Raw genomic sequence first — 17,535 nt, forward strand, 5'->3', positions numbered from 1 at the left:
GTCACCTCACACGCCGAGCCCGAGCCGGCGACGGCGCGGGAATGCAACGAGGCCGAGCCCGAAGAAGGCGGCGCGCATCAAATAGGTGATCGCGATATAGAGGAGCGCAACGACGAAATAGGTTTCGAGCGAACGGAAAGTGTTCGACTGGATGTTGTTGGCGATACCCGTCAGCTCTTCGGCCGAAATCTGCGAGCAGATCGACGTCGACAGCATCATCAGGATGAACTGGCTGGAGAGCGAGGGATAGACGCGCTCGATCGCCGGCAGGAGAATGATGTCGCGGTAGATCTGGAATTTCGACAGACCGAGCGCCTCTGCCGCCTCGATCTGGCTCGGATGGATCGAATCCATGCCGGCACGGACGATCTCGGCCGTATAGGCGCCGACATTGATGACCATCGCAAAGACCGACGCGGCGATGATCGGCAGGCGAAAGCCGATCGATGAGAGGCCGAAGAAGATGAAGAAGATCTGTACGATGAAAGGCGTGTTGCGAACCGTTTCGATATAGACGCTGACGATGCCGCGCAGGATGGCGGAGTTCGAGCGGCGGGCAATGGCGCAGGCCACGCCGATGCCCATGCCGATGATCACCGAGAACAGGGTGATCTCGATCGTCGTCAGTGCGCCGGACAGGAAATCCTGCCAATAGGGCAAGAGCGCCCCGAAGTCGAACTGATACTGCATAACTCCTCCGTGCGCGGCGGATCACGCCGACGCCAATGCCTTATCGTGCGAGCCAGCCGCCATCGACGGGGATGACGGTACCGTGGACGTAGTCGGATGCCGCCGATGCCAGGAATACGGCGGCACCGCCGAGTTCCGATGGCGTGCCCCAGCGCCCGGCCGGAATGCGCGCCAGGATCGCGGCGTTGCGATCCGGGTCTTCGCGCAGCGCCGTCGTGTTGTTGGTCGAGAAATATCCGGGCGCGATCGCGTTGACGTTGACGCCCTTGCCGGCCCACTCGCAGGCAAGCAATCGGGTGATCCCGGCAAGCCCGCTCTTCGACGCCGTATAGGACGGGATACGGATGCCGCCCTGGAAAGACAGGAGCGAGGCGATGTTGACGATCTTGCCGCTGCCCTTTTCCAGCATGTGCCGGCCAGCGGCCTGCGACAAGAAAAAGGCCGTCTTCAGATTGGTATCGATGACGGCGTCCCAATCTTCCTCGGTGAAGTCGATCGCATCGGCGCGGCGGATGATACCGGCATTGTTGACCAGGATGTCGAGAGAGCCGAAGACCGAGATGGTCTCGGCAACGATATCCTTGACCGGAGCGATCGAACCAAGATCGGCCCTGATCGCGTGGAAGCGCACGCCCGTCTCTGTGACCAGCGCTTCGGTCTCCTCCATCGACGAGCGGCCGACGGCGGCGATCGAGGCACCAGCCTCGGCGAGCGCGACAGCGATGCCCTGACCGATGCCGGTATTGGCGCCGGTAACGATGGCGGTGCGGCCCGAGAGATCGAAGGGATTGGCCATCGTCCTACCTCAGATCCGCGATGGCGATATGGTCCATGTCGGTGAAGCTCTTGTTGTCACCGGCCATCGCCCAGATGAAGCTGTAGTTCTTGGTGCCGGCGCCCGAGTGTATCGACCAGGGCGGCGAGATGATCGCCTGCTCGCTGGCAACCAGCATGTGGCGGGTTTGCTGCGGCTCGCCCATGAAGTGGAAGACGCGCTGATCGGCTTCCAGGTCGAAATAGAGATAGGCTTCCATGCGCCGGTCATGCGTATGGGCCGGCATGGTGTTCCAGACGCTGCCGGCGTCGATCATCGTGAAGCCCATGGTCAGCTGGCAGGACTGGCAGACTTCGGGATGGATGAACTGATAGATCGAGCGCCTGTTGGCAGTTGCCGCTTCGCCGGGCGTCAGATGGCGCGCCCTGTCGCGCGTCAGGAGCACGGTCGGATGCGCCTCATGCGCCGGCGTCGAGACCAGATAGAACTTCGCGGGGTCGGCAGCGTCAGTGCTTTCGAAACGGACATCCCTGGCGCCCTTGCCGATATAGAGGCAATCGTATTTCTGAAGCTCATGGCTCCTACCATCGACGACGACACGGCCGGCGCCGCCGATATTCAGCGCGCCAAGCTCGCGTTCGGCGAGGAAGGTCTCCTGTCCGATTTCCTTCGGCGCTCCGAGCGGAAGGCCTTCGCCGAGCGGCATCGCGCCGCCAATGACCATGCGGTCATAGTGGGAATAGGTGAGCCGGATTTCGCCACCTGCAAACACCGTCTCGATCAGAAAATGGCGGCGCAGCGTTTCCGTGTCGTAGCCCCGAACGGCTTCCGGATGGGAAGCGTGACGGACGTCGATCTTCATTGATTTTTTCCCTTCTCTTCAATGGATGCCAAGGGAGATTTTGCATCCTCGATGAAATAGTTCGGATCCCATATCTCGGCCTTCTCGACTTCGCCGAGCAACCTGCCGAGATGGAAACCCATGGCGGCGGCGGCCCCAACCTTGTCACCCGTCTTCATGCACTCGATCACCGCCGAGTGCTCCTCGATGACGCGGGCAAGACGCCCCTCCTGCGGCAGGGTCAGCAGGCGGTAGCGATCGGAATGGACCTTCACCTGCTGAATGATCGCCCAGATGCCGGGGAAGCCGGAGATGTCGCTGATCAGCTTGTGAAAATCGTTGTCGACGACATGGAAGGTCGCGACATCGTCGTCGCGCAAGCAGGCGCTGAGATCGGCCAGATTACGCTCGAGCGAACGAATGCCCGCCGGGGTGATCTTCTCGACGGCGATCGACACCGTCGTATCCTCCAGCGCCTTGCGCACCAGTATCGCCTCATACAGCGCGTGACGCGGAATGCGTGAAACGAAGGTGCCGGACTGCGGAAAGACATTGACGAGACCATCGTCGGAAAGGCGCAGGATCGCCTCGCGGATGGGCGTCCGACTGACGCCGAAATGCGCCTCCAGCTCCTTCTCGTTAAGGAGATCCATCGGCCTTCGGCGCAAGGAAATGATGTCATCGCGCAGCGTGTTGTAGACGAGCGTCGCCGCGCGCGGGGCGGCCGCTCTCTGGTGCGAGAGGTGGGTGACACCGGCGAGCGAGCGCCTCTTGCGGGCCTCGCTCATCGCGCGGCACACAACATGTCAGCAATCATTTGCCCGAGGGTTTTCTCCACCTGACGCCACCTCCCAATGGCTTGGCAAGAAGTAGTATATTAGTATCCAACTTATTGCAAGCGGGGTAAAGCGCGGCGATGACAGTGCTTCTCGCCTGTCCGTAGGTCAGCAATTACGGGCAGAGGCGTGTGGAGCGATCGACTATGATCAACTCGGCTGGTGAGCAGCTGGGCGACTTGACGAAGCGAAGGCACGCGGTACGTTTTCGAGTGGCTCGATGCATACGGCGCTGTTGAACGCCAATGGCATGTGCAGCCTTTGCCGAGGCGCGTCGCAATCAATGGATTTTACTGTTGCTTTTGTTGGTGGTCGTGGTGCGTCTCGCTGTCGAGGCGGGTGGCCACCATTGCCTTGCTCATCCTTTGACTTACGTCATCCGACAGACCTTCTTCGGAAGGTCCATATCCGGGGATTGGAAGACGCATGATGGTTCTAACCTACACCTTGATTCCCGCCTTTGCGGCTTTGGCAGGTGCCATTGTCGCGTTGTTCGCACGTCCGAGCCCGATAGCCATCAGCGCCATTCAGCATTTCGCCGCCGGTGTGGTGTTCGCCGCCGCGGCCGGCGAGATTCTTCCCGATGTGGTGCACGGCGGGTCTGTCTGGGCGACGGCGATTGGCGGCGTGGCTGGTGTCGTCGCCATGCTGATGGTCAAGCAGATGGAGGGCTTTCTCAAGGGCCCTACCGGACTGCTGCTGGCGGTCGCGATCGACATCCTCGTCGATGGACTGGTGCTCGGCATCGGCTTTGCGGCCGGTGCGCGAACAGGGCTGCTGCTGACGATCGCCTTGACGCTGGAAGTGCTCTTTCTCGGACTGACGGTAGCGACGGAAATGGCTGAAACGGTGAAATCCCGTCTGCGGATTGTCACGACGATCGCCGTGCTCCTGCTGCTCCTGCCGGCGGGAGCGCTTCTGGCGGCGCCCGTCGCCATGTTGCCGGGACCGGTGATGACGGGATTTCTCGCTTTCGGCCTGATTTCCCTTCTTTATTTGGTCACGGAGGAATTGCTGGTCGATGCGCACGAGACACCTGACCGCCCGTGGGTGACGGCGATGTTCTTCGCGGGATTTCTGATCCTTCTCGTGATCGAGGAACTTATGGCATAAGCACGTTGTCAAATGTCGGGGCGGAGCAGACCCGAGACAAGCGGCTCACCATTGCGCTCCCCCTCGCGATCGCCGCGACACGGGGCGGAATGCCGCTCACGCGGCTATCGATCGAGGAAGAAAAGCTCGGTGCTGCATGGCGCCCGCGAAATCCATGCCAAGTGATCTTGTCAGTCTTTTCGAGACCTCCATCTCTTTCCGTCAGCAAAGCAACAGGAGACCGGTCGTTTGATGGAATGGCTGAATGTCGTCGGAATAGATCTGGAGTTCCTCAAGGATCTTGCCACCTTGATCATCGCCTATGTCTTGGCCCTTCCGATCGGATGGGATCGCGAGCGAAACGAGCGGAGCGCCGGCCTGCGCACCTTTCCGATCGTGGCGATCGCGGCCTGCGGTTTCATCCTCGCCGCCGAAAATGTCACGCGCGGCAGTGCCGAGGCCACAGCAAGGATTATCGAGGGCCTTATCAATGGCGTTGGCTTTATCGGCGGCGGGGCCATACTCGTCGGCAAGGCAAGCATCCGCGGCACGGCCACGGCCGCGAGCCTGTGGGCGACAGGCGCCATCGGGGTAGCGGTTGGCTTGGGCAATTACGAGACAGCGATCGTACTCTCCATCGCCACCTTCGCCACATTGCGGGTCATGACGAGGCTCAAGCAGGAAGGCAAGGAAATCGAGCGGCCGCAACATGGCGAGGAAGGCGCCTAAGAGCCGAGTTCCCATGTGCCGCTGGTCGGGTCTGGCTGTGGCGGGGCGGGGGGCTTAATTTTACCTCGAAGGTTGTTCGGTTCGGGGCGAGTAGGCGAGCCAACGTTTCCTCAAGCATTTCCGGAATGGCCCGCTTTCCAAGCCACAGACCCTTGTCGAACGCGTCGCTGTGATACAAGGATGCGGTCACTACCAGCTCCACATCAAGAGCTTCTTCGATGCCGATGGAGACGGCGTGGGCGATCTGAACGGGCTGACACGCAAGCTTGATTATATCTCTTCACTCGGGGTCAATACAATTTGGCTATTGCCATTCTACCCATCTCTACGCCGTGACGATGGATATGATATTTCGGATTATCGTGCTGTCAGCGCCGAATATGGCTCGATCGAGGACTTCCAGGCCTTCATCGACGAGGCGCATGTCCGACAGATTCGCGTCATTGTCGAGCACTATGTTACGCGACCCGATCTCAAGGAGTTCGTTGCAGGCTGTGTTTCGGCGTGGAATATTGGGTCTGACGCAATCTCGATGAATAGCCGCGTTTTGTGAGGCTGAAAAAGCGATCCGGCATTGGCGCGGCGTGGCGGCGCGCCGATGGCTCGTGAGAGCCGGCCGCTACCGCCGCCTTCGACAATCAGAGCAATGCGAGACAGAGAGAGGCCAGCGTAAGTCCCGCAAGGAAGACCTGCACTATCGTGGCGGTTCGTCTGTCCGGGCGTCGCTGAATATTGGCCTGCACGGACTTTTCGATAGCAGGCTGACCAAGTTCCGCCGCGGGAACATCAGGATCGGGGGTTGCCTCCGGCCCGGGCGCGGATTTTCCCGTTGCGGACGTCGTCTCCGTCCGCTCCCTGTCTATGACGACGGTTGCTATGGTCGCCACGTCGGACTTAACCTCCATTTCGAACCTGCCGCCGCTCTCGATTTTTGCGATCGCCTTGCGGGCGGCGTGCTCAACGTCATCGGCTTCAACAAGTGATCGATGGGTAACGAGAAAAAAGGGCATTTGCTCGCGAAGTAACATAAGCCGGAGAGAGCGAGATCCCACCACTCAGGCCCGTGATCGACCCATCCGGGTCTTAGGATTATGGTCTCATGCGCGGGAAGGGCGGACCGATCCCGCGCATGAGGATGAGCGTCAGAAGCGCTTGAGAGGGGTTGGAATCAACCGCCTCATGGCATGTTCTTCATCATCTCCGGCGACATCGGCATCATGTTGGCGTTGAGGTGGTACATGACCCAGAGAGATCCCACGAGAACGATCACGAGGATCACGATCGTGAAGATCAGCGCCATCATCGTCCAACCCCCTTCCGAACGGCTGTTCATGTGGAGGAAGTAGATCATGTGGACGACCATCTGGATGCCGCCAAAGATCATGATCAACGCGATCGTCAGCGGCTTGCTCTCGAGGACATTGCCCATCACCAGCCAGAACGGAATGGCGGTCAAGATCAACGAGAGAACGAAGCCGGTAAGGTAACCCTTCAAGGAAGCGTGACCCGCTTGGTGACTGGCGTGGTCGTGAGTGGATTTCGAAGTCATACGACAACTCCCATAAGATAAACCACGGAGAAGACACCGATCCAGATCAGATCGAGGAAGTGCCAGAACATCGACAGGCACATCAGCCGTCGATGGTTCTCCGGCGTGAGGCCGAACTTCCACACCTGCACCATGAGCACGACGAGCCAGACGATCCCGAAGGTGACGTGCAGACCGTGCGTGCCCACCAGCGCGAAAAACGCGGACAGGAAGGCGGATCGCTGCGGGCCGGCTCCTTCGGCGATCAGGGTGGAGAACTCGAAGACTTCGAGACCGAGGAATGCGAGACCGAGCAGGCCGGTGATGCCGAGCCACAACAGCGTGCCGGCCTTGTCATGACGCTCGGCGCGGATCATCGCGACGCCGTAGGTGATCGACGAAACGAGCAGGATCAGCGTCGCAAGGGCGATGAACCTGAGATCGAAAAGATCGGCGGGCGCGGGGCCGGCGGCATAGTTGCCGCCGAGCACCGCATAAGTGGCGAAGAGAGCCGCGAAAATCAGGCAGTCGCTCATCAGGTAGAGCCAGAACCCGAGGTTCGTGCTCCCCTCGGGATGATGCTCCTCCTCGAGATGGAACTGCTTTTTGGCCGGGACGGCTTCGATAGGGTTTGCCATGTCAGGTCCTCTCGGCAAGCAGCTTTGTACGTGCGTCTTCGACCTCGGTGACTTTTTCCGCCGGGATGTAGAAGTCGCGGTTGTAATTGAAGGTATGGGCGATCGAGACGACGATGATGGCCACGAAAGACACCAGCGCCAGCCACCAGATGTACCAGATCAACGCGAAAGAGAGCGCGATGCTGATTGCCGACAGGATCACGCCCGTGCCCGTATTCTTCGGCATGTGGATCGGCCGGAAGCCGGTGGTCGGACGCTCGTAGCCGTTGTCCTTCATGTCGCTCCAGGCATCCAACTCGTGCACGACAGGCGTGGAAGCGAAGTTGTATTCCGGCGGCGGCGAGGAGGTCGCCCATTCCAGGGTGCGGCCACCCCACGGGTCGCCCGTCGAGCAACGCAGCTGGTCGCGCCGCATGATGCTGACGGCCATCTGGATGATGAAGGATACGATGCCGAGAGCGATCAGGACCGCGCCGAACGCGGCGATGATGAACCAGATCTGCAGCGACGGGTCATCGAACTGCGATGTACGGCGGGTAACGCCCATCAAGCCGAGAACGTAGAGCGGCATGAAGGCGAAGAAGAAGCCGATCTGCCAGAACCAGAAGGTCATCTTGCCCCAGAACATGTCGAGCTTGAAGCCGAACGCCTTCGGCCACCAGTACGCCACCCCTGCCATCAGGCCGAACAGCACGCCGCCGATGATGACGTTGTGGAAGTGGGCGATCAGGAACAGCGAGTTATGCAGCACGAAGTCGGCTGGCGGAATGGCCAGCATGACACCGGTCATGCCACCGATGACGAAGGTCACCATGAAGCCGATCAGCCAGTACATAGGCAGTTCGTAGCGGATTCGGCCGCGATACATCGTAAACAGCCAGTTGAACATCTTCGCTCCTGTCGGAATGGAGATGATCATGGTCGCGATGCCGAAGAAGGCGTTGACGGAAGCCCCGGCGCCCATCGTGAAGAAGTGGTGCAGCCAGACGAGGTAGGACATGATCATGATGGCGCAGGTCGCGTACACCATGGAGGCATAACCGAACAGGCGCTTGCCCGAGAACGTCGACGCGACTTCGGAAAAGATGCCGAAAGCCGGAAGGATCAGGATGTAAACTTCCGGGTGTCCCCACATCCAGATCAGATTCACGTACATCATCGGATTGCCGCCGAGATCGTTCGTGAAGAAGTTGGTGTTCAGGTAACGGTCGGCGGACAGGAGCGCCAGCGTTGCAGTCAGGATCGGGAAGGTCGCAACGATCAGGATGTTGGTGCAGAGCGAGGTCCAGGTGAAGACCGGCATCCTCATGAAGGACATGCCCGGAGCGCGCATCTTGACGATCGTAGCCACGAGGTTGATGCCCGACAATGTGGTGCCGACACCGGCGACCTGAAGGCCCCAGATGTAATAGTCCACCCCTACGCCAGGACTGTAGTCAGAGCCCGAAAGCGGAGGATAGGCCAGCCAGCCCGTCTTGGCGAACTCGCCGACGAACAACGAGATCATGACGATGATCGCGCCTGCCGTCGTCATCCAGAACGAGAAATTGTTCAGGAACGGGAACGACACGTCGCGCGCGCCGATCTGGAGCGGCACGATATAGTTCATGAACCCGGTGATGAAAGGCATCGCCACGAAGAAGATCATGATCACGCCATGCGCCGTGAAGACCTGATCGTAGTGATCGGGCTTCAGATAGCCCTCGTTTCCATTGAAGGCGATGGCCTGCTGGATACGCATCATGATCGCATCCGCGAAGCCGCGCAGGAGCATGACGAGCGCAAGAACGATATACATGATGCCGATCTTCTTGTGATCGACACTGGTGAACCATTCTTTCCAGAGATAGCCCCAGAGCTTGTAGTAGGTCAGCAAGCTGACGAGCGCGATGCCGCCGAGCGCAACCACGACGAAGGTGCTGCGCACGATGGGATCGTATGGAATGGCGTCCCAGGTGAGTCGTCCGAAGACGAGCTGGGCGAGTGTGAGATTTTCGAACATTCTTATCTACCGAATCCTTCAGGGTTTCGCGGAGGCGCCGTTGTCGGGCGGACTGGTTTCCTGCCCGTTCCCGTCGCTTCCAGATCTCGCGGGGTCCTGCATGTTCTGCATGTTGTTGTCCATCGACATGCCCGACATCCCTGACATGCCTGACATACCCGACATGCCTGACATACCCGACATGCCTGACATACCCGGCATGGACGGCATTGCGGGCTGGGGATCGGCGACAGGGATGGCCGCGCCAAGCGGGCCATTACCTTCCGCGCCGGCTTCCTCCGCTTCGGGCATTTGAAACTCCAGGCGCTCCCGGTTTTCCTGGCTCTCCTTGCCCGCTCCGCCCATCTTGTCGATCATCATCATCTCTTCCATGCACATCTGGCCTTCGCGGGCGCACATGTTGAGGATCGAGCGGTAGAGACCGTCCTGGACCGTCGCGTAATAGCGCACGGGTTCGGCTTTGCTCGGCTTTTCGAGCTTCAGGTAGCTGTCCCGGTTGAGCGCGGTGCCGTTGCGCTTGACGTTTGCGACCCACTGGTCGAAATCGCCTTGCTCCAGTCCCAGAAACTTGAACCGCATCTGGGAGAAACCTTCACCGCTGTAGTTCGCGGACAAGCCCTCGTAGGTGCCGGCCTCGTTGATGACGGCATGGAGCTTCGTCTGCATTCCGGGCATGGTGTAGATCATCCCGGCGAGCGCGGGCACATAGAAGGCGTTCATCACCGATGAGGACGTCAGTTTGAATTTGATCTGCGAATCGACAGGCGCCGCGAGTTCGTTGACGGTGGCGATGCCGTATTCCGGATAGAAGAACAGCCACTTCCAATCGAGTGCGACGACCTCCACCGCGATCGACTTGGTGTCGGCGGTGACAGGCCGGGCGGCATCGATGCGGTCAAGCGGTCGATATGGATCGAGCTTGTGCGTGCTGATCCAGGTGATCGCGCCGAGCGCGATGATGATCGCCAGGGGAGCCGACCAGATCACGATTTCGAGCCTGGTGGAGTGGTGCCATGTCGGATCGTACTTCGCCTTCTTGTTGGATTGGCGATAGTGCCAGGCGAAATACAACGTGAGAAACAGGACCGGCACGATGATGAGCAGCATCAGCACGGTTGAAACGATGATAAGGTTCGCCTGCTGACGCGCGATATCGCCGGAGGGCGACATCACCACCATCTTGCACCCGCTGAGGAGGGGCAGTGAGGTAACGACAGCGAGGCAAAAGAGCTTCTTCGACAGAGGCACTTTCGACTCCCGCAATAAGGACATTGTAATTTCAGGATGAATCCGGCAGCTCTCACGAGATCCCGGTGCGCATCGCACACGCTTCGCCAGGGTCTGGTCGAAGAGTCTGCTCAGTCGTGTTCAATCCATGATCGAGCCAACCCGGGTCGAAACGCCCCGGCAAGGCCGAATGGATTGCTTAGACCAGCTGTTTGGGGGGGCGCGAGATCAAATAGATCCGGTTTTCGCGCGGGAAGGCTGCCGTCGCGGAAGACGGCAATCCCTCCGATGATGCGACCTTGTCCAGTTCGACCCGCTGACACCGCTGCTCGCACCGAACGTGATCGTCGGCATCGAACGCCAGCAGCGCCTTGTTTTCCGCGGTGGAACCGCGCTCCTGCGCGGTGACGGCAACGCTCGACGGAACGAAAGTCCGGTCCGACAGCGGAATCGCGCACAGGCTTCCGTAGACGATCTGAATCAAGATCATCGTCAGAACAGTTGCGGTCTTCCAACCGGCGAAAACGTTGCTTGTCATAGGTTTAGGTCAGCAGAGGACGTAAAATCGACGCACGATTAGCAAAGCTCCACCCAAAACAAAAGCCGCATTCTAAGACTGCGCCAATTTGTCCCTAAGCCGGGTCCACATCCAGGCGTTCAGATGATCGCGCGATCCAGGAGGCGAAGCGCGCACCAAATTCATGTCGCGGGAACGCGGCCCCACGCTTCGCGGTCTGCAGGACTATCGGCCGGAACAGCAGAGATTTTGTGTAGTGATTCCACCTCAGCCGGCGCGGCCGGCGGCGATTGCCTGGCCAGCCTTTAGAATCAGCGTTCTCAGTTCGGGTTCCTGAACCCGTCTTGCTGCTTCCGTTGTGGAAACCCATTCTCGTCTGCGTTCGCTCTCTTCCCTGAAGCCGTTGACAAGACGCTCCATCAGCAAAAGAAACACCGAGACGATGGTCGGCGAACGTGTTCCGTCCGCCCATTGCTTGAGATAGGAAAAATATCCGAAGGGGCGCCGTTCAACCAGACCTATGACGCCCGCTTCCTGCCACGCTTCCGCGGCGGCTTGCTCGTAGGGCGCCCTGTCGAGTTTCATCCATCCTTTCGGGATGATCCAGCGGCCCGTTTCACGTGAGGAAACAAGCAGGATTTCGACCGCGCCGCTTCTCGAGATCCGGTGACAAATCGCTCCGCATTGCTCCGCCGCGAAGGCATTGTCGCGACGGGGAAGATATGCCGACAGTTGCCCGAGATAGCCCTTGTTGCTCGAAAAGCGAGGTTTTGTCCTGTCCATGGGGGTTCCTTGGTTTGTATGTAAGAAACCTAATTTGAACAGCTGACGATGAACTGACCGCGTCGGGGTTCACGGCAAAGTTATCTGCCCGCCCGCCAGTCCCCGGTATGCAGACTACACGTCGCTAGCTTCGGGCGCGGATTGCGATTCTATTTTCTCGCCGCTGCCGCCTTTGTCGCCGAGCAGCGATACGAGACGGTCGCATTCAGGGCTCTTTCCCGTCAGCAGGTTTGTCGGAGGAATGTAGCCGAACATGACGCCAGCCGCGGTGGATGCTGCCCATACGTAATCGCCCTGCGCTTGCTTCACGAGCTGCGGGACGGCGGCGTTAAGACACGCTTGCCCGACCTGTATCACCTCCGCCTGCGCTCCAGCCTCCTTCAGGTTGTCGGTGATCGCGGATTGAAGCGGAGCGACAACCAGCAGCATGAAAAGATAGGATATGAATTCTGACATTTATGTTCTCGCTGTTGACGTTTCGCGTCTGTTAACCTCCCTGCCTGACGAAAACCTGATGAGACCGTGAAGATCTTCAGGCTTTCGGGCAACATGGATGCCGCCGAGCTGCAGCGGTTCCAGCAGATGCTCGATCGCTAGTCGGCGTCGGGGATCACTGTCGGTCCGGCTTGTGGATTTGCGGCCGGCCGTTGTCGAAGCTCTGGCGGCCGCTTTTCCAGCCGGCGACGATCCTTCCGACCTCGCGCACGGCGGCTTTCGGTCCCGCTGCGTCGATGAGGATGATCGTGGCGTCGTTACCCACGGCGAGCCCGTAGCGAATGCCGAGCTGGCGCGCGGCGGATCGCCCGACCATGTCGAAAACGCCCGCGATCTCGGCGTCGCGCGAGAGCTGGACGACGTTGGCATAGAGATTGGCCATCCGGATCAGCGAGGCATCACCAAAAGGCGTGAAGGGGTTGAGCACGTTGTTGGTGGCGATCGAGGCGACGACGCCCTGCGCGGCGAGGATATGGGCGGGAGCGACGCCGCGTGGCACCAGCCGCGCGTGAGCGCGGCCATTCAGGAAGAGATCCGTGGCCGGAAGAACCGTCAGGGCAATGCCTGCTTCGGTCAGGGCGTTCGCGATCTCGATCACGGATGCTTCCGGTAATGCCGAGAGATTGGTGACGTGACCGATGGAGACGCGGCCTTGCCAGCCGTGGCGTTTCGTGGCCGCGATGACGGCCGGCAGGTCGGTCTTGTCGGGGTCGAGGCTGAAGTCGAGATGGAAGTCGACGGCGACGTCGTGTTTCGCCGCGAGCTCGAAGATGCGCGCGATATGCGCTTCAGGATCGGGGTCGGTGTAGGGGCAGCCGCCGATGAGATCGGCGCCGTCGGAAAGTGCCGCGTCGAGCATATTCCAAGTGTCTGTATCGTTGGTGAGGCCGTCCTGCGCGAATGCGCAGATCTCGATATCGATCGCGAAGGCATAATCCGCGCGGATACGCTTGATGGCCTCGAAGGAGCGGAAGCCGGCGCGGGGATCGATCTCGACGAAGGTCCGCATCCGCACCGTGCCGTGCGAGATGGCTCTTTCGACGACGCGCGCGGCTCGCTCGTAAACGTCTTCCTCGGTAAAGCCGGGCTTTGCGCGGGCTGTCTCGCGCACGGCCTCGGCAAGCGTCCCCTCACAGATCGAACAGCGATCGAGGATGCAGGCCTTGTCCAGATGCACATGCGTATCGATAAAACCGCCGAAGGCAAAGCTGCCTTTGCCGTCGAAGTCCGAGACGGCGTCGCAGCTGAAGCGTGGTTCGATCGCGGCGATGAGGCCATCACGCACCGCGATGTCGACGAGGACGCCATCCTCCTCCACTCGGACATCGCGGATGACGAGGTCTAAAGGTTTATCGCGCTGCATGCTCATAGACCGATGGCTCCGCCGTCGCTGCGGGGGTCATGAGCGGCCTCCATTCGTCCATCTGCATGGATGCGGATGACGCCGGCCTGGCCGCCGAGCGGGCTGAGCGGGGCGATGGTCGCGACTTCGTGGCCCATGGAGCCGAGCGCTGCGAGCGTGTCAGCGCCGATATTCTCCTCGATCTTCAAATTGTCGCGGCTATCTGAAAAGGTCCGACCGAGCAGGAAACGCGGCCGCGACAGCGCGGCCAGCGGATCAAGATGATGGTCGATCAGCAGGCTGAGCAACAGCGCCAGCGTCTGCGGCTGGCCATCGGCACCCTGCGTCCCGTAGACCAGATGCGGGCGCCCGTTCTTGAGCGCCATGCCGGGGTTGAGCGTGTAAAAGGGTCGCTTGCCCGGGCGAATGCGGTTCGGACTGGCGGGATCGGTGCTGAAGGCTGCTCCCCGGTTCTGCCAGAGAATGCCGGTGTCTCCGGCAACCACGCCGCTGCCCCAATCGAAATAGATGCTTTGCAGTACGCACGCGGCCCGGCCATCGGCATCGACCGCGGCCAGAAGCGCGGTGTCGCCCTGCTTGTAGGGGACGGGCCAGTCGGCGGCGCGGTTGGGATCGATCGCCGCAGCTTTTCTGGCCAGGCGCTCGGGATCGAGAAGCATTTTCGTGGCGTCGGTGCCGAACTCCGGATCGCCGATCAGGTGGCGGTCGACAAAGGCCTGTTTCACGGATTCCACCAGCGCGTGGTAATAGGCCGCGCTGTCGGGCGCCTTGTCCTTCGCAGCCAGCTGCGCCAGCACGCCCATGATCGCCAGCGTGGTCACGCCCTGGGTCGGCGGCGGCGGCGCCAGCAGAACGGCGTCGCCGTAGGCAAGACGCACCGGCTGCTCGACCCGGGTTCGCGTCGCCGCGAGATCGGCGATCGTCAGCGGCGAGCCGACGGCGGAAAGCCCCCGCGCGATCCGGTCCGCCAACGCGCCCTCGTAGAATTCCCTGAGCCCACTATCGGCAATTGTCTGGAGGGTTCGCGCCAAAGCCGGCTGGCGCTGTATGCCGTCGCGCTGGAAGAGATCGCGAAAGCCCGGCCATGTCTCGGATTCAGTCGCGCGAAAATCGTGCCAGAACGTTTGCGACGGGCTGACGGCGAAGCCGTCTTCCGCGAGCGCGATGGCGTCATCGAGCAATGTGGGTAGCCGCTCCGCGCCGCCCCAGGCCGCTGCCGAGTGATCGAGCACTTTCTCCCAGCTGTCGACCAGGCACGCCGTGGTCAGCGTCGAAGCCGGACCGCGCGACGGGATCAGGCCGTCGACATCGCTATTCGCGGCCGCCTGTCCGATGCCCAGAAACGTTCGTGCATCGCCGCCCCGGTCGCAGACCATCCAGACGGCGTCACCGCCGAGACCGCAAAAATGCGGGTAGACGACGGAGAGCGCGCCGCCCGCCGCGACCAGCGCCTCGATCGCATTGCCGCCGCGCGCCAGCACCCTGGCGCCGGCTTCGCTGGCCAGCCAGTGCGGCGTCGTCACTATGCCATCGCGCGATTGCGCGGCGGCTGTCTCTGTCTGCCGGCTCCGATGGTTCATCAGCGCACCACGGCGCCGTTCTCGGCGACCAGCCTGCCTTCCTTGAAGACGCGGCGGGGCTTCGGAATGGCGACGACCGCCTCCGGCACATGTTCGGCGGTGAGCGTCACGAAGTCGGCCTTGGCACCGATTGCGATGCCATAGCCTTCCAGGTTGAGCGCCTTGGCGCCTCCCGCCGTCACCACGTCGAATGCGGCGGCGAGCTCTGCGTCGGTGTAGAATCCTGAACGGTAGGCGATGATCTCGGCGCGTCGCAGCATGTCGCCGTCGCCGAAGGGCCACCAGGAGTCACGGATATTGTCGTTGCCCGAAAACACCGTGACACCGGCCGCGCGCAGCAGCGCCACGGGCGGGAAATTGTGGTTGCCGGGCGCGTTGGTCATGATCGCGACGCCGCTTTTAGCGATGAGAGCGGCGATCTTCTTGATCGCATCGGGTCCGAGATCGCCGAGACCATAGGCGTGGCTCACCGCGACACGCCCCTGCATGCCGAGTGCTGTCGTGCGCGCGCAGATCTCCTCGATGGTCATCGCGCCCATCGTGCCGGCGTCATGAAGATGGATGTCGACATCGACGCCGCGCTTTTCGGCAATCCCGAAGACCACATCGAGATGCCCCTTGATGTCACGATCGAAAGACAGCGGATCTAGCCCGCCGACCAGATCGGCGCCCATGCCGATCGCCTCGTCCATCAGGTCGGGCGTGCCGGGGCTTTTCAGGATTCCGCTCTGCGGGAATGCCACGAGCTGGATATCGATGATGGCTCTGTAGGCCTCGCGGACGGCCAGAATGGTCTCCAGCGACTTCAGCCCGACCGAGCCATCGACCATCACATGGCTGCGCATCTGCAGCGCGCCGTTTGCGATGCACAGGTCGAGCTGGTTGCGGGCGCGCTCGTCCATCGGCGCTGCGGCGGCCATGTTCTCGGCCTGGAAGGCGACGCGCTCATGCACGTCGAAGCCGTTCGTGCAGGCCTTGTGCGGAATCCACTTGTCGCCGTAAAAGCTGGTGTCGAGATGAATGTGGCCCTCGACGAAACTCGGAACCAGAAGTGCGCCGGCAATGTCGACGGTCTTCGCTGTGGCTGCGCTTGTGCCGGCCTTGTCGATCGCCGAGATGCGGCCATCCGAGACGAGAATGTCGTTGAGCGTGCCGTCGGCCAGCCTGGCGTTCGTGAACAGTGTTTCGGTCACCGGGGTCTCCCTTGATGTCTTTGTTCTATCGTCATTGAGATGCTTCTCCCCTCAAGAGTGAGGGGGGAAGCTGTATCGTCTGATCGGCACGGGGCGGCGATCAGTTCTGCGGCAGGGTTCCCTGCACCCCTTCGATCAGCCACGTCATGCCTCTGATGTCGGCATCGGCAAGCTCCTGGCCCTTGGCGACCTTCACATTGCCGCTCTGATCCTTGATCTCGCCGGCAAAGGGCTTCAGCTTGCCGCTGATGATCGCGGCTTCGGCGGCCTTCATTTCGGCGGCGATGGCTTCCGGCAGGTCCGGATTGCTCGTCGTCATCTTGACATAGCCGCCCGGTCCGAGGCCCAGCCAGCGGCTTTCCGGCTTCCAGGTGCCGGCCATCACGGCCTTGGCGGCGTTGATATGGGCGGAACTCCAGTCCAGCTCGAAGGAAACGAGCTGCTTCTTCTTTACATAGGCGGAAAAATCACCGGTCGAGCCGATCGACCAGACGCCCTTCTCCTCGGCAGCCAATCCCTGTACCGGCGTGTTGGGGCTGCCGGAAATGACGTCGGCGCCCTGCGCGATCAGTGCCGCGACAGCGTCCTTTTCCTTGCCGGGATCGACCCAGGCATTGGCCCAGACGACTTTCAGCGTCACGTCGGGGTTGACCGAGCGGGCGCCGAGCAGGAAGGCGTTGAGGCTGTAGATGACCTGCGGCACCGGGAAGGCGCCGACCCATCCGAGCACGTTGGTCTTGGTCGTGCGGCCGGCGGCGATGCCGGTAAGGTAGGTGCCTTCATAGTGGCGGGCTTCGAAGACGCCGAGATTGTTGCCCGCCTCGATGCCGGCGCAGCACTCGAAATGCGACTTGGGCAGTGTCGGCGCAAGCTTCTTCAGCGAGGCGTATTGCGAGAAGGTGGTGCCGAAGATCAGCTTGTTGCCCTGGGCGGAGAGCTGCCGGAACAGCCGTTCGCTATCCTGCACCTGGGCGATGTTTTCAAGCACCGTCACCTTCACCTTGTCGCCGAATTCCTTTTCGAGGGCTTTCCAGGCGTTGGCCTGGAAGTATTCCCAGCCCGTATCGGAAATGGCGCCCATGTGGATGACGCCGACCTTGAGGGGCTCTTCGGCGGCCAGCAGCGGTCTCGCACCGGCGCCGAGCGCAAGGGCGCCGGCGGCGCTGGTTCTCAGGAAGTCGCGTCTGGAGAATGTGGTCATTTCGGTTCCCTCTGTTGATTTTCGGTTTGGATGATTGGCGGCGGT

Annotated in this window: 18 protein-coding genes and 1 pseudogene; 3 read left to right on the forward strand and 16 right to left on the reverse strand. The window is 61.2% G+C overall.

Going from position 1 to position 17,535, the window contains the following annotated elements; translation table 11 throughout:
* Positions 1 to 6 precede the first annotated feature (6 nt).
* The 4 genes from GGQ67_RS03215 to GGQ67_RS03230 are packed head-to-tail and all read right to left on the reverse strand — an operon-like array spanning position 7 to position 3,094.
* A complete protein-coding gene (locus GGQ67_RS03215) occupies positions 7 to 690 on the reverse strand; it encodes an amino acid ABC transporter permease (RefSeq protein ID WP_183898713.1) in 684 nt (227 codons plus the stop codon).
* A 40-nt stretch (positions 691 to 730) separates the two neighbouring features.
* Complete coding sequence (kduD, locus tag GGQ67_RS03220; protein ID WP_183898714.1) at positions 731 to 1,486, reverse strand: 2-dehydro-3-deoxy-D-gluconate 5-dehydrogenase KduD; 756 nt, start codon at positions 1,484 to 1,486, stop codon at positions 731 to 733.
* A 4-nt stretch (positions 1,487 to 1,490) separates the two neighbouring features.
* Positions 1,491 to 2,327, reverse strand: a complete 837-nt coding sequence (gene kduI, locus GGQ67_RS03225) for a 5-dehydro-4-deoxy-D-glucuronate isomerase (RefSeq protein WP_183898715.1) — start codon at positions 2,325 to 2,327, stop codon at positions 1,491 to 1,493.
* Positions 2,324 to 3,094 (reverse strand): GntR family transcriptional regulator, encoded by a 771-nt coding sequence (locus GGQ67_RS03230; protein ID WP_183898716.1) that lies wholly within the window; start codon positions 3,092 to 3,094, stop codon positions 2,324 to 2,326. Before GGQ67_RS03230 ends, kduI begins: the two co-directional genes overlap by 4 nt.
* Before the next feature lie 474 nt (positions 3,095 to 3,568).
* Here GGQ67_RS03230 and GGQ67_RS03235 point away from each other — a divergent pair, with 474 nt between their 5' ends.
* From GGQ67_RS03235 to GGQ67_RS25230, 3 genes and pseudogenes are all read left to right on the forward strand, one after another.
* Positions 3,569 to 4,255, forward strand: a complete 687-nt coding sequence (locus tag GGQ67_RS03235) for a ZIP family metal transporter (RefSeq protein WP_210279503.1) — start codon at positions 3,569 to 3,571, stop codon at positions 4,253 to 4,255.
* A gap of 231 nt (positions 4,256 to 4,486) precedes the next feature.
* Positions 4,487 to 4,963 (forward strand): MgtC/SapB family protein, encoded by a 477-nt coding sequence (locus GGQ67_RS03240; RefSeq protein ID WP_183898717.1) that lies wholly within the window; start codon positions 4,487 to 4,489, stop codon positions 4,961 to 4,963.
* A gap of 173 nt (positions 4,964 to 5,136) precedes the next feature.
* A pseudogene (locus GGQ67_RS25230) lies at positions 5,137 to 5,414 on the forward strand (alpha-amylase family glycosyl hydrolase); the annotation flags it as partial.
* Between the two features lie 187 nt (positions 5,415 to 5,601).
* Here the strand turns inward: GGQ67_RS25230 and GGQ67_RS03250 are convergent.
* From GGQ67_RS03250 to GGQ67_RS03305, 12 genes are all read right to left on the reverse strand, one after another.
* Entirely contained in the window at positions 5,602 to 5,973 is a 372-nt protein-coding gene (locus tag GGQ67_RS03250; protein ID WP_183898718.1) for a hypothetical protein, read from the reverse strand.
* A gap of 167 nt (positions 5,974 to 6,140) precedes the next feature.
* Positions 6,141 to 6,512, reverse strand: a complete 372-nt coding sequence (gene cyoD, locus GGQ67_RS03255; protein ID WP_183898719.1) for a cytochrome o ubiquinol oxidase subunit IV — start codon at positions 6,510 to 6,512, stop codon at positions 6,141 to 6,143.
* Positions 6,509 to 7,129: a cytochrome o ubiquinol oxidase subunit III gene (cyoC, locus tag GGQ67_RS03260; RefSeq protein WP_183898720.1), complete on the reverse strand. Its 621-nt coding sequence runs from the start codon at positions 7,127 to 7,129 to the stop codon at positions 6,509 to 6,511. Before cyoC ends, cyoD begins: the two co-directional genes overlap by 4 nt.
* 1 nt (position 7,130) lies before the next feature.
* The gene (gene cyoB / locus GGQ67_RS03265) at positions 7,131 to 9,131 is read right to left on the reverse strand and encodes a cytochrome o ubiquinol oxidase subunit I (RefSeq protein ID WP_183898721.1); all 2,001 of its coding nucleotides are present in this window, start codon (positions 9,129 to 9,131) and stop codon (positions 7,131 to 7,133) included.
* An 18-nt stretch (positions 9,132 to 9,149) separates the two neighbouring features.
* Positions 9,150 to 10,310 carry a ubiquinol oxidase subunit II gene (gene cyoA / locus GGQ67_RS03270; protein ID WP_246400108.1) on the reverse strand — a complete coding sequence of 387 codons (1,161 nt, stop codon included), beginning with the start codon at positions 10,308 to 10,310 and terminating at the stop codon, positions 9,150 to 9,152.
* Positions 10,311 to 10,557: 247 nt separating this feature from the next.
* Positions 10,558 to 10,848: a hypothetical protein gene (locus tag GGQ67_RS03275; protein ID WP_246400079.1), complete on the reverse strand. Its 291-nt coding sequence runs from the start codon at positions 10,846 to 10,848 to the stop codon at positions 10,558 to 10,560.
* Positions 10,849 to 11,142: 294 nt separating this feature from the next.
* Complete coding sequence (locus GGQ67_RS03280; RefSeq protein ID WP_246400080.1) at positions 11,143 to 11,658, reverse strand: NUDIX hydrolase; 516 nt, start codon at positions 11,656 to 11,658, stop codon at positions 11,143 to 11,145.
* A gap of 114 nt (positions 11,659 to 11,772) precedes the next feature.
* Positions 11,773 to 12,114 carry a hypothetical protein gene (locus tag GGQ67_RS03285; protein ID WP_183898724.1) on the reverse strand — a complete coding sequence of 114 codons (342 nt, stop codon included), beginning with the start codon at positions 12,112 to 12,114 and terminating at the stop codon, positions 11,773 to 11,775.
* Positions 12,115 to 12,268: 154 nt separating this feature from the next.
* Positions 12,269 to 13,522 carry an amidohydrolase family protein gene (locus GGQ67_RS03290; protein WP_183898725.1) on the reverse strand — a complete coding sequence of 418 codons (1,254 nt, stop codon included), beginning with the start codon at positions 13,520 to 13,522 and terminating at the stop codon, positions 12,269 to 12,271.
* Positions 13,519 to 15,096, reverse strand: a complete 1,578-nt coding sequence (locus GGQ67_RS03295) for a gamma-glutamyltransferase family protein (protein ID WP_183898726.1) — start codon at positions 15,094 to 15,096, stop codon at positions 13,519 to 13,521. Before GGQ67_RS03295 ends, GGQ67_RS03290 begins: the two co-directional genes overlap by 4 nt.
* Positions 15,096 to 16,289, reverse strand: coding sequence for an amidohydrolase (locus tag GGQ67_RS03300; RefSeq protein WP_183898727.1), 1,194 nt, complete (start codon positions 16,287 to 16,289; stop codon positions 15,096 to 15,098). Before GGQ67_RS03300 ends, GGQ67_RS03295 begins: the two co-directional genes overlap by 1 nt.
* A gap of 100 nt (positions 16,290 to 16,389) precedes the next feature.
* Positions 16,390 to 17,490 (reverse strand): BMP family ABC transporter substrate-binding protein, encoded by a 1,101-nt coding sequence (locus tag GGQ67_RS03305; protein ID WP_183898728.1) that lies wholly within the window; start codon positions 17,488 to 17,490, stop codon positions 16,390 to 16,392.
* Between the last annotated feature and the right edge of the window lie 45 nt (positions 17,491 to 17,535).

The organism is Rhizobium metallidurans, assembly GCF_014196505.1.
Classification (GTDB): Bacteria; Pseudomonadota; Alphaproteobacteria; order Rhizobiales; family Rhizobiaceae; genus Rhizobium; species Rhizobium metallidurans.